Genomic DNA, 16,154 nt, shown 5'->3' with positions numbered 1-16,154 from the left:
CCGAAACAAGCCACATCATATTAGAAAACAAATTTCATCATATGATCGATGAATTCTTTGTTGATCGGTGAAAGCTCCGATGCCATGCTGCCCTTGCGGCGGCGCGAAGGGGAGGTTGCGCCGCTGCCCACAGGGAGGGAAAACATGACCAACACATTGACGCGGCGCGGTTTCGCCGTTCTGGGCGCCGCCACGCTGGCCGCACCCATGCTGGCCCGGATTGCCCATGCGCAGGACCCGGTGAAGCTGCGCTTCTCGGCCGTCTTTTCTGAACAGGACATCCGCGCCCAGATGATGAAGAAATTCGTCGAGGGCATCGGGCCGGGCTTTGCCTATGAAGGCTTCTACGGCGGCACGCTGTTCAAGCAGGGGACCGAACTGGTCGCCTTGCAGCGCGGCAACCTTGAGCTTTCGAACATCGCGCCGCAGGACGTGTCCAATCAGGTTCCGGCATGGTCGGCGCTGACCTCGGGCTATCTGTTCCGCGATTCCGCGCATCTGACCAAGTTCTTTGCGTCCGATGTGGGCGCCGAGATGAAGAAGCTGGCCGAAGACCAGCTGGGCATCAAGATCCTTGGCCCGACCTTCTATGGCACGCGTCAGGTCGGCCTGAACAACGACAAGAAAATCACCACTCCCGCCGACATGGCCGGGATCAAGCTGCGCATGCCGGGCGGCGAGGCGTGGCAGTTTCTGGGTCAGGCGCTTGGCGCGAACCCGACGCCGATGGCCTATGCCGAGGTCTATACCGGGCTTCAGACCGGTGCGATCGACGGTCAGGACAACCCGCTGCCCAACGTCGAGAACATGAAGTTCTTCGAGGTGATGAAGCAGATCGTCATGACCTCGCATCTGGTCGCCTTTGACCTGCTGACCCTGTCCGGCAAGGTCTGGGAGGGGCTGTCGGACGAACAGAAGGCCACCGTCCAGAAAGCCGCCGACGAGGCTATCGCGTTTTCCACCGCCGAACATGTCAAGCGCGAGGAAGAACTGGCCAAATCCTTCGCCGAGCGCGGCTTGCAGGTCTACAAGCCCGATGTTGAGGCCTTCCGCGCCCATGTCCAGAAAGCCTATCTGGAATCGGCACTGGCCAAGGACTGGCCCGAAGGTCTTGTGGACCGCATCTCGGCGCTTTGATTTCGACAAGGCCCGCGCCTGACCGCGCGGGCCGCTTTTCCCAAAGGTGATCCATGGCCCTTGCAAGGCTTTATGGCTGGCTGTCCCGCCGGGCCGAAAACGTGCTGGTCGCGATGCTAGCCGCGATGTTTCTGGTCTTTCTGCTGCAGATCGTGTCGCGCTACCTGCTGAACTGGCCCATCGGCTGGACGCATGAGGTCAGTGTCATGCTGTGGATCTGGCTGGTGCTGTTCGGCGCCGCCTTCGTCATCAGCGATGATGAGGAGATGCGGTTCGACCTGTTCTATCGCGGCGTGAGTGAGCGCACGCGGCGGGGCATGGTGGTGGCATCGTCCATCGCCACCGTCATCGCCTTTGTCGTCGCCCTGCCCGCGACATGGGATTACGTGACCTTCATGAAGGTCGAGAAATCCGCCTATCTGCGCATCCGGTTCGACTGGCTCTATTCGATCTATGTGATCTTCGCCGTGGCCATGATCCTGCGCCATATCTGGATCGGCTTCCGCGCCATCTATGGCCCCGGACCCGAGACCCCCGATCCCCTGAAACCGAGTTCCGGCCTATGAACCTGACCAGTCCCTTTTCGATTACCATCTTTGCCATCACCGCCTTGGCGCTGCTGGGTCTGCCCATCGGTCTGGCGATGATGGTCGGCTCGGTCGGCTATCTGTTCATGACCGGCATGGACATGGGCACGGTGGCCGAGCAATTCCTGAACGGGATGTATTCGAATTACATCATCCTGGCCGTGCCGCTGTTCATCTTTGCCGCCGAGATCATGAACTCGGGGTCCATGACCGAACGCCTGCTGCGCTTCTGCAATGTGCTGGTCGGGCATTTCCGGGGTGGGCTGGCGCAGATCAACGTCGTGCAAAGCCTGATCTTTGCCGGCATGTCCGGTTCCGCCGTGGCCGATGCCGCGGGCTCGGGGCGGATGATGCAGAACATGATGACGCGGGAAAACCGCTACACGCCCTCTTATGCCGCCGCGCTGACGGCGGTGACGGCGGTGATCGGGCCGATCCTGCCGCCCTCGATCCCGATGGTGGTCTATGCCTTGGTCTCGGATGCATCCATCGGCTACCTGTTCCTTGCCGGTGTGGTTCCGGGCCTGCTGATGACCGCGATGCAGATGGTGCAGGTCTATATCGACGCCCGGCGCAACAATTTCCCGGTCGAGGAACGCGTGCCGCTGCGCGAGGTGCCGCGCATCACCATGTCGGCCTTTCCGACGCTGCTGATGCCGGTGATCCTGCTGGGCTGCATCTATAGCGGGATCACCACGCCGACCGAGGCCGCCGCGCTGGCCGCCGCCTATGCGGTGCTGGTGTCGACCGTCGTCTATCGCAGCCTCAGCTGGCGCGAGGGCTATGCCGCGCTGCGTCTGTCGGCCAAGACCTCGGCCTCGATCGGGATGATGATCGGTGGCGCCATGGTCTTCAACTATGTCGTCACCATCGAGAACATCCCCGAGACCCTGCGCCAGATCATGACCGGATGGGAACTGACCCCGATCCAGTTCCTGATTCTGGTGAACGTGATCCTGCTGCTGCTGGGCTGCGTGCTGGAAGGGACGGCGATCCTGCTGATCATCATCCCGGTCTTCATCCCGACGGCGCAAGCGCTGGGGATCGATCTGGTGCATTTCGGGGTGGTGGTCGTCGTCAACATCATGCTGGGGCTGGTGACACCGCCTTACGGCTTGCTGCTGTTCATCGTCACCAACATCTCGGGCTCGCCGATGCGGCTGATCATCCGCGACTGCCTGCCCTTCCTTGGCTGGATGGTGCTGTGCCTTGGGCTGATCACCTTTTTCCCCAGCCTGACCCTGTGGCTGCCGCGCCTTGCCGGTTATGGCGGCTGAACCCCGAGAACGCGACATGAGCATTCATATCCTGAACGGCCCGAACCTGAACCGTCTGGGCAAGCGCGAGCCCGAGATCTACGGCCACACCACCCTGGCCGAGGTCGAGGCATGGTCGCGCGCCGCTGCGGGCGACATCGAGGTGGTCTTTCGCCAGACCAATGCCGAACACCAGCTGATCGACTGGGTCCATGAGGCCATCGATAGCGGCGCGCGCGGCATTATCATCAACCCGGCGGGGCTGACCTTTACCTCGGTCCCGGTGATGGACGCGCTGAAGATGTTCCCCGGCCCGGTGATCGAGCTGCATATCTCGAACATCCACCGGCGCGAGGCGATCTATCACAAATCGCTGATGTCGGGCGTGGTCACGGCGGTCATTGCGGGTCTGGGCCCGCGTGGCTATCCGACCGCCGTGCGTTCCATGTCCGAGATGCTGTCCGATCAGGCGATCGGGTAGCCATTGTCCTGCAGGAACCGCCAGATCGCGCGGTTCAGTTCGGACAGGTCGTCCAGATCCTGATCCAGCCGGGCCATTTCCTCGGCGGTCAGGGGCTGGCGCTGGCCCATGCGGATACGGTCGCGCCGGTCGGCGATCCGCATCAGGATGGTGGCAATCGAGCCGTCATCCTGAAACGACCACAGGCTGTGATTGTAGCGGTTGCGCACCGCCGACAGCCGACCGAACCGCGCCATCAGGTCCAGAAGCTCGTGACGCTCATGGCCTGATGACAGCCGCAGCTTGGCCAGCCTCTCGACCAGCTCGATCCGGGCGCGGGTCGAGCTGAGCGACAGGAACACCACCACCGCCGCATCCTTGGCCATGCCCGAAAGCCCGGCGATCAGATGGACCAGCAGGCTTTCGGTATTGCTCCAGGCATAGTTCAGCCGCCCGACCCGCAGCAGGATCGCGTCCAGCCCGGCCTCTCCGACCGGGATCGGGCCGGGGATGTCGTCGGTTTCGGGCAAGGGTGTGGTCACGGATGCATCTCTCGATAGCGCATCGCGGCCTCGGTCCGGTTGCGCGCGCCCAGCCGGAGGCTGCCATTATGCAGATGCAGTTTGACCGTGTGGATCGACAGGCCCAGATTTTCGGCGATGCGCTTGTTGGAATGGCCATCGGCGACCTGTTGCAGCACGTCCAGCTGCCTTTGCGTCAACCCCGAGATGCCCGCAGGTTCGGCCCGATCCTCGGTCGGGCGGGCGGCGATGACTTCGGGACAGACATAGCTGCCGCCATGGACGATCAGCTTGACGATGGACAGCCACACATCCAGCCGCACGTTCAGCGGGAATATGCTGGCCGAGCGCTGCCGCAGCGCCGGGTCGGCATGGCAGGCCAATGCGAATTCCATCGTGCTATAGGCTATGCCCAGCTTCAGGCCGGGCAGATCCAGCACCCAGTCGCGTTCGGCATCGGTCAGGCCGCGCATCAATGGCTCATCCAGCAGCAGGACTTCCGGCGCTGCGCCGGTGCTGCTTACGAAACGTTGAAACTCGGGAAACGTGGTCAGGGCCGCCGAGGTGATTCCACCCAGTTCCTGAATCGTGGTGGTGATGAGGCAGCCCGAAAAATTGCAGTGATTACCGACAAAAACCATCTCGACCGCAGGAGGAGGAACCTCAAGGGCGAGTGCCGGCGATTCGTTACGATAGGGAATCATCATCGCGCTCCGTTCTGGTCGCTTGTGCGGCGCTATCCCTGCCGAGGTCGTGTCAAGGATTTTGCTGCGTCGCAGAAGATGATAGCGGGTTTCGGCCCTAGAAATGTAGCATAACTAGGCAGGCTCGCCAAAGGCTTGGACAGAATCTAGACCGAAAAGACAGTAGCCGTTCCATACATCCCTATAGCCGCAGGATTTATAGCCGAAAATATTAAGCCTTCCGCATGGGATAGGGTGGCCCATCGGGCGAATGGCTATAGCCACCGGGCGCGGATATGGCCCATCGGGCAGGGCCGGGCCTAGCCCCTTCGAGCGGCTATGAAGCTACCGTGCGACCGGCGTATTTTCGCTGATGTTGGCACGGGCATCGTTACCGTGACCGCATCGGAAGTCGCTCGAGGTGGAGGGGCGGCGACTTGTAACCTCAGCAAAACGCGGACGGTCGCGCCGTCAGACGGTGAGCAAGGGCTCAGCGGTCGGACTCGGTTTGCTGTCACTTCACCACCAACCCGGACGGGATGACGTGTCTGCGAATGCATCGACCGTACCCGCCCACCCGTAGGGAGTGAGCACGATGGCTGACAGCCGTAGTACGAACCTGTTCGCCTGGCCCTTCGACAGTCAAAGTCAGGATCAGGACCAAGGGCAGGGTCAAGGGCAAGGTCAGGGACAAGGCCAGGGTCAAGGCCAGGGCCAGGGCCAGCTGAACCTGCAAGGGCAGGGTCAGGGCCAGGGACAAGGTCAGGGACAAGGCCAGGAACAGTCCCAAAGCAATGAAAACACCAATGGGAACGAGAACTCGAACAGCAACGAGAGCAACTCGGAATCCCATAACGGCGCAGGCAACCTTGCGCTGAACGGGGCAGGCAACCTTGCCCTGAACGGCGCCGCGAATGGCGCGCATAACAGCGCGGAAAACGGCGCAACGAACGGGGCCGATAATTCGGCCAGCAACGAATCCTCGAACGATGCCGCCAATTCAGCGGCGAACGCGGCCAGCAACAGCGCTTCGAACAGCAATTCGTCCAGCAACAGCGCGACGAACGAAGCCAACAACTACACCGATGTCGAAACCAATGTGACGACCACGGTGGACGTGTCGCTGGATCTGGATGGCTGGGCACCTTCGGACAATGACTTTGTCGATATCGACAATGCCTATGGCACGATGGGCGATGTGCTGGTCAACCGCGACGGCGAGGTGAATGTCGGCACGCATGACGTGCGGCTTGACAACATCACCATCGGCGACGGTGTCGGCACCGTCAACAATCAGGTCGGCGAGATCAATGACGAAGACAGCCTGACCGACCCGGACGTCACCAACAATTCCGAGTTCAACCAGAATGGCAACGCCAATGGCGGCGACGCGGATTCGGGCGACGGCATTGATGCCGGCGGCACCGGCGGCGACGGCGGCCATGTGCTCGCGGTCGGCGGCGAAGGCTATGCCGATGCGGCGGGCGGTGGCTCGACGTCCTATGGCGGCTCGGCCACAGGCGCTGCGGGCGGAGGTGCTGCTGCACTTGGCGGTATCGGCGTCGGCGGTTCGGCCCTTGGTCTGGGCATTGGTGCCGGTCAGGGCGGTGATGCCTCGGGCGGCGACTCCGCAGCGCTTGGCGTCGGACTTGGCGCGGGTCAAAGCGGCGATGCAAACGGCGGCGACAGCGCAGCCGGTGCGGGTGCGCTGGGTCTGGGCGCGGGTGTTGGCGGTGCTGGTGCTGCCGGTGGCAGCAGCGGTGATACCGGCGATGCAGGCGATGGCGGCGATAGCGGCGATACCGGCGACGGTGGTGACACCGGCGAAGGCGGCTATGGCGGTGACGGCGGCGAAGGCGGCTATGGCGGCGAAGGCGGCTATGGCGGCGACGGCGGCGACACCGGCAGCGCAGGCGACGGTGGCGACACCGGCGACGGCGGCAGTTCGGCAGCCCTTGGCGGCATTGGCGTCGGCATCGGCGCACTGCTTGGCCTAGGGGTCGGCGCGGCCTCGGGTGGAACCAGCGGCGACGCTGGCGACTCGGGCGATGCCGGTGACGGTGGCGACAGCGGCGACGGCGGTGCTGGTGGCGCAGGCGGCTATGGCGGCGAAGGTGGCTATGGCGGCGAAGGCGGCTATGGCGGCAATAGCGGCGCAGGCGGCGACAGCGGCAATAGCGGTGCTGGCGGCGCAGGCGGAGCCAGCGGCGAAAGCGGCAATGGCGGTGCGGGCGGCGACGGCGGCGATGGCTATGGCCTTGGCGCGGCGCTGGCAGCAGCGGCAAGCGCTGGCGGCGATGCGACGTCCGGTGATGCGGCTGGTCTTGGCCTTGGTGCAGCCCACTCGACGGGTGGTGCTGGTGGCGACGCAGGTGGCTATGGCGCCGGGTTCGGTGGCGCGGCAGCCGGCGACGGCACGGGTGGCGCAGCCGGCGCCCTGGGTGGCGACGGCGGTTGGGCCGCAGCTACCGGTGGCTGGTCGCGTGGCGGTGACGGTGCCAATGCCGATAGTGGCAATGGTGGCGACATCAGCGACATCGCGACCGGCAATGGCGGTTCGGCCAATGCGGGCACTTGGGGTTCGGGCAACGGTGATGACGGTTATGTCACCGGGACCTCGACCGCCTCGGCAGATGGCGTTCTGGACACGACGGCGTTCAACCAAAGCATCGTCATGGGTGCCAATATCCTTGGCAACTCGGTCGACATGACTGTCGTCGGTGGCGATCTGAACTCCAGCGTGGTCGGCGACGACGCCTGAGCGGCCAAGATCTGAAACAATATCCTGCGCGAAGCCCCTTCGCGCAGGACGCATGTAGCGAGAGCCCGTTCGGACCGACCGCCGAGGGACTCGTCTGGGAAGGATCACGACATGCTATTGATACATGCGGCGGACGAAGCAATCTGGCATTTCATCGGCATTTTTCACATCACCGACGAAATCGTAAGGCTGAGGATCAATTACGAAGCGTTGGACCCGAACCGGCCCGACTTCGATCCCGGCCATATCATCCCCAAGGATCTGGTAACGACCTATCCCTTCGAGATCCCCGAGTTCGTGCCCGGCCTGGACTATACCCCGCCGGTTCCGACGCTTGAGGGGCTGACCCCGGAAGCGGCCTATCTGTTCGTGGATGTGGCGCGCGATCCGATCCCCTTCAGCCTGCCGTCACTGCCCTTCAGCGACAGCTATACCCCGACGGTCTGGAACGGCCCGACCTTCCAGACGCCTGTCGAGCCGCCTGATCCGCCCCCGCCCCCCAGGCCCGAGCCGCCCGAGCCGCCGACCCACGAATGGGAGCTGCCGGTCCCGGATTCCGTGGCACTGTACAATTTCCAGCAATCGGTCCTTTACGACGGAGATCTGGTGCTGCGGGGCGACATTCCCTTTGGCGTGGATGGCGCGAATGCGCCCTTGCAGGTGCTTTACGATCAGGCGGGGCAGCTGGGCGTGTCCCTGCCGCTGGAACTGCCCTCGGGCGATGACGCCTTTCTGGCGATGGCGCAGCTGTTTCGCGACGCCGAGGCCCCGGACGACCTGCCCGAAGGCGCGGTAAGCTGGACCCGGCTGGGTCAGGATGTGCTGGGCAAGTATCAGGACGGTCTGGCCGTCGACGAACGTCCCGATCTGGACGCGCTGCTGCCCGCCTATTCGCAGGAACGGCAGGACGAGGACTGGCGCGAGAATACCACCCAGCATGAGGTCGTCGTCGGCCATAACATGCTGGTCAATGAAGCGAATATCACCTCGGCCTGGATCGCCGCCCCGGTGCTGACGGCGGCACAGGGAGTCTACAGCTACACGATCATCAGCCAGGTCAATGTCTGGAGCGATCTTGACCGCATCCTGTCGCCCGATGGCGCGCTGAATGTGGACCAGACCCCGACCAATGCGCTTAACTTTGCCTCATACAGCCTGACCGCCAATCCGGCCACGCATGAGGGCGGGGATGGGGATGCGCCGCAATTCTGGCTGACCGCGACGCTTGAAGGCAGTCTGGTCAGCGTCAACTGGATCGACCAGTACAATTTCATCAGCGATGACGACATCACCTCGTTCACGCTGAATGGCGATCAGACCCTGCTGCTGATCGGGGACAATGGCGCGGTGAACCATGTCTCGCTGGCCGAGCTTGGCTCGCAATTCGACCTGATCATCATCGACGGCTACATCCTGAACCTGAACGCCATCCTGCAGACCAATGTGATGCTGGACAATGACAGCATCAGCATGGGTGCGGGGGGCGGCAGGATCAGTTCCGGCGACAACCTGCTGGTCAATGACGCGACCATCAACCAGATCGGCCGCGAGAATTTCGCCGGATCGAACGATGCCTATGACGCGATGATGCGGCTGGCAGCGGACGGGCGGGTGATATTGCCGGCCTCGATCCTGAACGATCCGGCCTTCGAGGGGCTGGATGTGCTGCGCGTGCTGCATATCAAGGGCGATCTGGTTTCGGTCAACATGATCCGCCAGACCAATGTGCTGGGCGATGCCGACCAGATCGAGACCTATCTGTCGGATGCGCAGCTTGGCGGCGATGTCCGCGTGGTCACCGGATCGAACACCTTGGTCAACACGGCGCAGATCACCGAATTCGGCGTCGATGCGACGATCCATTCCGGAGGAGGCTATTACTCTGACGCCCTGCTGCATCAGGCCGAGCTGGTCACCGACCGGCCGCTCCAGATGGGTGACGGGCCCGCGCCATTGGCCAGCGAGGCGGTGCTGTTTCTGGCCGATGGCATGCTGACTCAGGATGATGGCGACCGCGATGTCGGTCCGCTTCATCATGACGGGGCCGTTCCGGCCGATATCATGGAAACCGTGCTGGCATGACACAAGACAGAACGCAGGGACCCTTCGGGCGCAATGCCCAGACAGGGCAGGGACAGCGACAGGACACCGCCCAAAACATGGGGCATGGCTTGGGGCCGGACTGGCAGCAGCAGACGCCGCGCCCGCCCAGCAGCGCGCCCTTGGGCAAGGGGCCGATCATCGACCAGCAGGCCGGGCGGCTGCCCGATCTGCCCGCCGGTCCGGGCGGCAAGTCTGCCGGATTTCACAAGCGGGTGGCCGAGCCCGACATCTCGCATGCGTTGCAGGCCAGCCTGCGCCAGATCTGGGCCAATATCCTTGGCGTGCTGCTGTTCAGCGGCGTCACCAATGTTCTGGTTCTGGCGATCCCGATCTATCTGTTCCAGATCTCGGACCGGGTGCTGACCAGCCGCTCGATCGACACGCTGATCATGCTGACGGTGCTGATCATCGGCGCGGTGCTGCTGCAGGTGATCTTTGACGGCATCCGGCGCGGCATGCTGCTGCGCAGCTCGGTCGATCTTTCGGCGCGGCTGGGGGCACCGATCCTGTCGGCGGCGGCGCGGGCGTCGCTGCAAAGCAACGGGCAGGAATACCAGACGCTGGGCGATCTGCAGACTTTGCGCAATTTCCTTGTCTCGGGGACGCTATTGTCGATGCTGGACCTGCCCTTCACGCCGGTCTTCATCCTTGCGATCTTTCTGGTGCATCCGCAGCTGGGCTTCATCGTGCTGGCGACGGCGATCCTGCTGCTGGTGATCGCGCTGATCAACCAGCGCTTCACCGCCAAACCCTTTGCCGAGGCGAACCGTCATCTTAGCCGCGCCAACCTGCATCTGGATTCCATGGCGCGCAATTCGCAGATCATCAATGCCCTGGCGATGATCCCCGAGGCGGTGACGATCTGGGGCCGGGACGCCGCGGGCTCGATGGCGGCACAGGTCAAGGCGCAGGATCGCAACATCTTTTTCGCCGGGCTGTCGCGAGGGGTGCGGCTGCTGACGCAGGTGGGGCTGCTGGGCTGGGGCGCGAACCTGACGCTGCACGGACAGCTGACCGGCGGCATGGTCATCGCCGCTTCGATCATCGCGGGCCGGGCGCTGGCCCCGATCGAAGGCGCGATCGAGGGCTGGAACAGCGTCTCGCTGTCGCGCTCGGCCTATTCGCGCATCCAGAACCTGCTGAAATCCTCGCCCTTGAACCAGCAAAGGCTGCAACTGCCCCGCCCCGAGGGGCGACTGGATGTCGAGCGGCTGCTTTACGTGCCGATCGGGACCAAACGGGTGGTGCTGAATTCGGTCACCTTCTCGTTGCAGCCGGGGATCTCGCTGGCGATTGTCGGCAAGTCCAGCGCGGGCAAGACCACCTTGGGCAAGATGCTGGTCGGCTCGATCCTGCCCACCTCGGGCAGCGTGCGGCTGGACCTGATGGACCTGCGCAACTGGGATCAGCGGCAATTGGGCCAGTCCATCGGCTATCTGCCGCAGGACGTGCAGCTGTTCCCCGGCACGATCAAGGCCAATATCGCGCGCATGCGCTTTGATGCCACCGATGAGGACATCTATCAGGCGGCAGTGCTGGCCGATGTCCATGACATGATCGCCAAGCTGCCCGAAGGCTATGAGACGATGGTGGCCGCCGATGGCTCGCCGCTGTCGGGCGGGCAGAAGCAGCGGATCGGGCTGGCGCGGGCGTTCTTTGGCAATCCCCGGCTGGTGGTGCTGGATGAGCCGAACTCGAACCTTGATACGGCGGGCGACCGGGCGCTGTCGCGGGCCATGGCGCTGGCCAAGCGCGACCGGATCACCATGATCGTCATCACCCAGAAACAGGCGGTGCTGCGCGACGTCGACAATATCATGCTGCTGGCCGACGGGCAGATCGCCATGTTCGGCGCCCGCGACCAGATGCTGGAAAAACTGGCCCGGCAGCGGCAGTCCGAGGACGTGTTGCCCAATGCCGCGCGCCCGGCCCCGCCCGCGCCCCCCGCGCCGCCTGCACCCGGCCCAACCGGAGCCAAGCCATGATGCTGCATACCGACAACCAGATCTATGCGCAGGTGCCACGCTCGGTCCGCTGGCACCTGACGGTCGGGCTGGTGCTGCTGGTGCTGGCCTTTGGCGGTTTCGGCACATGGGCGCTGCGTGCGCCGCTGGCTGCGGCGGTAATGTCGCCCGGCACTTTCGTCGCCACCGGCAAGAACAAGATCGTCCAGCACCTTGAAGGCGGCATCATCCATGAAATCCTTGTGGGCGAGGGCGACAGCATCACCGAAGGTCAGGTGCTGTTGCGGCTGGACGGCACCGCCGCGCAGGCCAACCAGCGCGAGCTGGAACTGCGCCGCGCCCGGCTTGAGGCCATTGGCGCCCGGCTGCGCGCCGAATATGACCATACCGAGCAGCCGGCCTTTGCCGACTGGCTGGTGCAGCGCAGCGAGGACCCCAGCTTTGCCGCGATCATGAGCGAACAGATGGGGGCATTCCGGGCCGCCCGCGCCAAGCTGGACGGCGAAATCGGGCTGCTGGAAAGCAATATCGCCGCGGGTCGCTCTCGTATCGAAGGCTTTCAGCAGGAGCTGGAGGCGGTGCGCATTCAGGCCGACCTGCTGCGCGAGGATCACGCCACGCGCGAACACCTGTTCAAGCGCGGTCTGGTGCGGCGCAGCGACGTGAACACGCTGGCCCGCGCCATTGCCGATGCCGATGGCCAGATCGGCCGCCTGCTATCCGAGATCGCCGAGACCGAGGAAGCCATCCGCAAGGCCGAACGCGAAATCGCCCAGACCCGCAACCAGCACATGCAGACCGCGATGGATGAAAGCCAGTCGATCGAGGCCGATCTGGACAGCGTGCGCGAACAGTCGATGAAGGCGCAGGACATTCTGGAACGGGCGGAAATCCTGTCTCCGGTCTCGGGCACCATCGTCCGGCTGTATTACCACACCCCCGGCGGGGTGATCGAGGCGGGCAAACCGATCCTTGAAATCCTGCCGCTGGATGCGCCTTTGGTGATCGAATCCCAGATCTCGCGCGGGGATATCGACGATGTCGAGGTGGGCCAGCCTGCGGCGGTGCGGCTGACCGCGCTGAACCAGCGCACGACGCCGGTGCTGCAGGGCACGCTGGTCTATGTCTCGGCCGATGCGCTGGCGACGGAAACCGATGGCGTCCGGCATGAGATCTATCTGGCGCGCGTATCGCTGCCGATGAGCGAGTTGCAGCGGGTTCCGGGTTTTCACCCCACCCCCGGCATGCCCGCCGAGGTGATGATCGAAACCTCTGCCCGGACCTTCTTTGAGTATCTGGTCAAACCCATCGAGGACAGCCTGTCCCGCGCCTTCCGCGAGAACTAGACGTTCAGGAAGCGGGTCTTCACATCGGGCGTGGCGATCAGTTCCGGCGTGGTCCCGGTCCAGACGACGCGGCCCTTTTCGATGACGACATGGCGGTCGGCCAGACGGGTCAGGGCCTCGATATTCTTGTCGATGACAAGGATGGCCTCGCCCCGGTCCTTGAGATGGCGCAGGCAGGACCAGATTTCCTCGCGGATCAGCGGGGCCAGCCCCTCGGTCGCCTCATCCAGCACCAGCAGCGCCGGGTTGGTCATCAGCGCGCGGCCAATGGCCAGCATCTGCTGTTCGCCGCCCGAAAGCTGGTCGCCCATGTTCCGCCTGCGCTCATGCAGGCGCGGGAAAAGGGCATAGACCTGCGGCAGGCTCCATTTGGCGCGCGGCCCGCCACGGGCGGTGGCGATCAGGTTTTCCTCGACCGTCAGGGGAGCAAAGACCTGCCGCCCCTCAGGGACCAGCCCCAGCCCGGCGCGGGCGACCAGATGCGGCGCGGCCCCGGTCAGGTCGCGCCCGTCGATGCTGACCCGACCGGCGCGCGGGCGCAGCAGGCCAAAGACCGAACGCACCGTCGTCGTCTTGCCCATGCCGTTGCGGCCCAGAAGCGTCACCACCTCGCCGCGCGCGACATGCAGGTCGATCCCGAACAGCACCCGGCTGTCCCCGTATGAGGCCATCAGCCCTTCGACCTGCAGCATCAGCCCTCCTCCTCGCCCAGATAGGCGGCGCGGACCGCGGCGTCGGCGCGCATTTCCGCGGGCGTGCCGCTGGCGATGATCCGGCCATAGACCAACACCGACACCCGGTCGGCCAGCCGGAACACCGCGTCCATGTCATGTTCGATCAGCATCATCGTCACCCGTGACCGCAGCCGGGCAAACAGCGCGATCAGCAGCGTCGCTTCCTCATGCCCGGTCCCGGCAAGGGGTTCGTCCAGCAGCAGCAGCCGGGGCCGGGTCGCCAGCGCCACCGCCAGTTCCAGCTGCCGCTTTTCGCCATGGCTCAGCGATCCGGCCAGTTGCGTGGCGCGGGTTTCCAGCCCGACATCGCGCAAGGCTTCCATCGCCTGATCGTTCAGGGCGCGTTCCGACGCGGCGGCGCGAAAGAAGCGGAAGGACGACCCCTCGCGCGCCTGCACGGCGATGGCCACGTTTTCCAGCGCGGTGAAGCCCGGCAGCAGCGTCGTCAACTGAAACGACCGCGCCAGCCCCATCCGCACCCGCGCCGCCATCGGCAGGCGGGTGATGTCCTGACCCATGTAATGGACATGCCCGGAATCGGGCCGCAACTGCCCTGAAAGCTGGGCGATCAGCGTGGTCTTGCCCGCGCCATTGGGGCCGATAATGGCGTGGATTTCGCCCGGATGCACGTCCAGCGACACGTCGTCGGTGACCTTCAGCGCGGCGTAGGATTTCGACAGGTTCCGGACCTGCAGCAGCGGCGCGCTCATGCGGGCGCGCCCTTCAGCCGCCGGATCAGCCCGGCAATCCCGCCCGGCGCGGCCAATGCGACCAGCACAAGGATCAGGCCGAAGCCCAGCCGCCAATGCTCGGAATATTTCGCGAGGCCCTCCTCCAGCGCGACGGTGGCCAGTGCCCCGGCGATGGCCCCGGTCAGGCTGCCAATACCGCCCAGCACCAGCATCACGATCAGCTCACCCGAGCGGTGCCAGCTCATGTAGGACGGCGAGACATAGGCGCTTTGATTGGCCAGCATCACCCCCGCCACCGCGCAAAGACAGCCCGAGATGACATAGGCGGTCAGCTGATAGGGAAAGGGGCGAAAGCCCACCGCCTGCATGCGCAGCGCGCTTTCCCGCGTGCCGCTGAGCACCCGCCCGAAACGCGACAGCGTCAGCCGGTACAGCCCGGCAAAGATCAGCACCAGCAGCCCCAGCGTGGCATAGAACAGCCCCGGTTCCGACCGCAGCCAATCCTGTCCCAGCAGGGTGGAACGCGCCGCCAGCGCGGTGCCGTCATCGCCCCCCAGCGCCGAGAAGGAGACGAAAAAGAAATAGGCCATCTGCCCGAAAGCCAGCGTGATCATGATGAAATAGACGCCCCGCGTTCGCAGCGAAATCGCCCCGGTGACCAGTGCGAAGATCCCGGCTGCTCCGATAGCCGCCAGCAGATGCAGCGTCAAATCGGTGACGCCCGCCCGCGACAGGACCGCCACCGCATAGGCCCCGATCCCCAGATAGGCGGCATGGCCAAAGGACACCATCGCGCCATAGCCAAGGATCAGGTCCAGCGACAGGGCGGCGATGGCAAAGACCACCATCCGCGTCGCAATGACGATCAGAAAGGGCTGGCCGATCCAATGGGCCAGCGGCGGGACCAGCGCCAGCACGGCAAAGATCGCCAGTGCGGCCCGCAGGCGAGGGGGCATGGCGGTCATCGCGCCACGCTCCGCCCGAACAGGCCCGAGGGTCGCCAGAACAGCACCGCCGCCATCAGGATATAGACCAGCATCGGCGCGATGGTGCGCCCGGCCTGCGCGGCGGCGGCGGGCTCCATCAGCGATTTCAGCAGGATGGGCCCGAACATCCGCCCCATCGTGTCGACAATGCCCACCAGCAGCGCGGCAAGGAACGCGCCTTTCACCGATCCGACGCCGCCGATGACAATGACGACAAAGGTCAGGATCAGGATGGAATCCCCCATGCCCGGATCGACCGACAGGATCGGCGAGACGATCGCCCCGGCAAACCCGGCCAGCATCGCCCCTGCGGCAAAGACCAGCATGAACAGCCGGTTGATATCCACCCCCAGCGCCGAGACCATCGCCCGGTTCGCCGCGCCAGCGCGCAGAAGCATGCCCACCCGCGTCCGCGCGATCACGAACCACAGCGCCAGCGCGACGCCCAATCCCGCGCCGATCACCGCGATGCGATAGACCGGGTAGCGCATCGGCCCGGCCAGCGGGATCGAGCCCGCCAGCGCCTCGGGCATGGCGACGGAAAGCGGTGCCGCGCCCCACAGGATCTTGACCAGCTCCGACAGCACCAGAACCAGCCCGAATGTCGCCAGCACCTGATCCAGATGGGAACGGTCGTAAAGCCTGCGAAACACCAGCAGCTCCAGCACCAGCCCCACTGCCAGCGTCACCGGCAGGACCAGCGCCAGCGACAGCCAGAAATTGCCTGTCGCCGCCGACAGCGCCGCCATGACATAGCCGCCGATCATGTACAGCACGCCATGCGCAAGGTTGATGAAGTCCATGATGCCGAAAACCAGCGTCAGCCCGGCCGCCACCAGAAACAGCAGGATGCCGAACTGGGCGCCGTTGAGCAGTTGCAGCAGGAATAGGTTGAACATCTTGTCTTTCCGTCGAACGGAACGC

Annotated in this window: 14 protein-coding genes; 8 read left to right on the top strand and 6 right to left on the bottom strand. The window is 64.6% G+C overall.

Going from position 1 to position 16,154, the window contains the following annotated elements; translation table 11 throughout:
- Window positions 1–144: 144 nt before the first annotated feature.
- The 4 genes from dctP to IB235_RS10185 are packed head-to-tail and all read left to right on the top strand — an operon-like array spanning window position 145 to window position 3,461.
- Window positions 145–1,137 (top strand): TRAP transporter substrate-binding protein DctP, encoded by a 993-nt coding sequence (gene dctP / locus IB235_RS10200; protein WP_192336616.1) that lies wholly within the window; start codon window positions 145–147, stop codon window positions 1,135–1,137.
- A gap of 53 nt (window positions 1,138–1,190) precedes the next feature.
- A complete protein-coding gene (locus IB235_RS10195) occupies window positions 1,191–1,703 on the top strand; it encodes a TRAP transporter small permease (protein WP_192336615.1) in 513 nt (170 codons plus the stop codon).
- Between the two features lie 2 nt (window positions 1,704–1,705).
- On the top strand, window positions 1,706–3,001 hold the full coding sequence (locus tag IB235_RS10190) for a TRAP transporter large permease (protein ID WP_370576873.1): 1,296 nt from the start codon (window positions 1,706–1,708) through the stop codon (window positions 2,999–3,001).
- 16 nt (window positions 3,002–3,017) lie between these two features.
- A complete protein-coding gene (locus tag IB235_RS10185; RefSeq protein ID WP_192336614.1) occupies window positions 3,018–3,461 on the top strand; it encodes a type II 3-dehydroquinate dehydratase in 444 nt (147 codons plus the stop codon).
- On the opposite strand, the gene IB235_RS10180 is transcribed toward IB235_RS10185, so the two are convergent.
- Together IB235_RS10180 and IB235_RS10175 are read right to left on the bottom strand one after the other, a co-directional pair.
- Window positions 3,446–3,982, bottom strand: coding sequence for a hypothetical protein (locus IB235_RS10180; protein ID WP_343042959.1), 537 nt, complete (start codon window positions 3,980–3,982; stop codon window positions 3,446–3,448). The two genes, IB235_RS10185 and IB235_RS10180, sit on opposite strands and share 16 nt — an antisense overlap.
- Window positions 3,979–4,665 carry a response regulator transcription factor gene (locus IB235_RS10175; protein WP_192336613.1) on the bottom strand — a complete coding sequence of 229 codons (687 nt, stop codon included), beginning with the start codon at window positions 4,663–4,665 and terminating at the stop codon, window positions 3,979–3,981. The genes IB235_RS10180 and IB235_RS10175 overlap by 4 nt, the downstream gene beginning before the upstream one ends.
- Window positions 4,666–5,239: 574 nt before the next feature.
- Between IB235_RS10175 and IB235_RS10170 the strand changes: the two genes are divergently transcribed.
- The 4 genes from IB235_RS10170 (at window position 5,240) to IB235_RS10155 (ending at window position 12,818) form a co-directional block, all read left to right on the top strand.
- Complete coding sequence (locus IB235_RS10170) at window positions 5,240–7,405, top strand: hypothetical protein (protein ID WP_192336612.1); 2,166 nt, start codon at window positions 5,240–5,242, stop codon at window positions 7,403–7,405.
- A gap of 111 nt (window positions 7,406–7,516) precedes the next feature.
- Window positions 7,517–9,487, top strand: a complete 1,971-nt coding sequence (locus IB235_RS10165; RefSeq protein ID WP_192336611.1) for a hypothetical protein — start codon at window positions 7,517–7,519, stop codon at window positions 9,485–9,487.
- Complete coding sequence (locus tag IB235_RS10160) at window positions 9,484–11,493, top strand: type I secretion system permease/ATPase (protein WP_225612163.1); 2,010 nt, start codon at window positions 9,484–9,486, stop codon at window positions 11,491–11,493. The genes IB235_RS10165 and IB235_RS10160 overlap by 4 nt, the downstream gene beginning before the upstream one ends.
- Window positions 11,490–12,818 (top strand): HlyD family type I secretion periplasmic adaptor subunit, encoded by a 1,329-nt coding sequence (locus IB235_RS10155; protein WP_192336610.1) that lies wholly within the window; start codon window positions 11,490–11,492, stop codon window positions 12,816–12,818. Before IB235_RS10160 ends, IB235_RS10155 begins: the two co-directional genes overlap by 4 nt.
- On the opposite strand, the gene IB235_RS10150 is transcribed toward IB235_RS10155, so the two are convergent.
- The 4 genes from IB235_RS10150 to IB235_RS10135 are packed head-to-tail and all read right to left on the bottom strand — an operon-like array spanning window position 12,815 to window position 16,129.
- Entirely contained in the window at window positions 12,815–13,510 is a 696-nt protein-coding gene (locus IB235_RS10150; protein WP_155039357.1) for an ABC transporter ATP-binding protein, read from the bottom strand. The two genes, IB235_RS10155 and IB235_RS10150, sit on opposite strands and share 4 nt — an antisense overlap.
- A complete protein-coding gene (locus IB235_RS10145) occupies window positions 13,510–14,262 on the bottom strand; it encodes an ABC transporter ATP-binding protein (protein ID WP_192336609.1) in 753 nt (250 codons plus the stop codon). The genes IB235_RS10150 and IB235_RS10145 overlap by 1 nt, the downstream gene beginning before the upstream one ends.
- On the bottom strand, window positions 14,259–15,209 hold the full coding sequence (locus IB235_RS10140) for a branched-chain amino acid ABC transporter permease (protein WP_192336608.1): 951 nt from the start codon (window positions 15,207–15,209) through the stop codon (window positions 14,259–14,261). Before IB235_RS10140 ends, IB235_RS10145 begins: the two co-directional genes overlap by 4 nt.
- Entirely contained in the window at window positions 15,206–16,129 is a 924-nt protein-coding gene (locus tag IB235_RS10135; protein WP_192336607.1) for a branched-chain amino acid ABC transporter permease, read from the bottom strand. Before IB235_RS10135 ends, IB235_RS10140 begins: the two co-directional genes overlap by 4 nt.
- Window positions 16,130–16,154 lie beyond the last annotated feature (25 nt).

It is taken from the genome of Paracoccus sp. PAR01 (genome assembly GCF_014851995.1).
Classification (GTDB): Bacteria; Pseudomonadota; Alphaproteobacteria; order Rhodobacterales; family Rhodobacteraceae; genus Paracoccus; species Paracoccus litorisediminis.
Note: the sequence above shows the minus strand (reverse complement) of the source record. Positions and strands in the feature narration are given on the sequence as shown.

Coding starts and splice junctions, on each gene's coding strand:
- dctP (WP_192336616.1), top strand. CDS start 145: ATGACCAACACATTGACGCGGCGCGGTTTCGCCGTTCTGGGCGCCGCC.
- IB235_RS10195 (WP_192336615.1), top strand. CDS start 1,191: ATGGCCCTTGCAAGGCTTTATGGCTGGCTGTCCCGCCGGGCCGAAAAC.
- IB235_RS10185 (WP_192336614.1), top strand. CDS start 3,018: ATGAGCATTCATATCCTGAACGGCCCGAACCTGAACCGTCTGGGCAAG.
- IB235_RS10175 (WP_192336613.1), bottom strand. CDS start 4,665: ATGATTCCCTATCGTAACGAATCGCCGGCACTCGCCCTTGAGGTTCCT.
- IB235_RS10170 (WP_192336612.1), top strand. CDS start 5,240: ATGGCTGACAGCCGTAGTACGAACCTGTTCGCCTGGCCCTTCGACAGT.
- IB235_RS10165 (WP_192336611.1), top strand. CDS start 7,517: ATGCTATTGATACATGCGGCGGACGAAGCAATCTGGCATTTCATCGGC.
- IB235_RS10160 (WP_225612163.1), top strand. CDS start 9,484: ATGACACAAGACAGAACGCAGGGACCCTTCGGGCGCAATGCCCAGACA.
- IB235_RS10155 (WP_192336610.1), top strand. CDS start 11,490: ATGATGCTGCATACCGACAACCAGATCTATGCGCAGGTGCCACGCTCG.
- IB235_RS10150 (WP_155039357.1), bottom strand. CDS start 13,510: ATGCTGCAGGTCGAAGGGCTGATGGCCTCATACGGGGACAGCCGGGTG.
- IB235_RS10145 (WP_192336609.1), bottom strand. CDS start 14,262: ATGAGCGCGCCGCTGCTGCAGGTCCGGAACCTGTCGAAATCCTACGCC.
- IB235_RS10140 (WP_192336608.1), bottom strand. CDS start 15,209: ATGACCGCCATGCCCCCTCGCCTGCGGGCCGCACTGGCGATCTTTGCC.
- IB235_RS10135 (WP_192336607.1), bottom strand. CDS start 16,129: ATGTTCAACCTATTCCTGCTGCAACTGCTCAACGGCGCCCAGTTCGGC.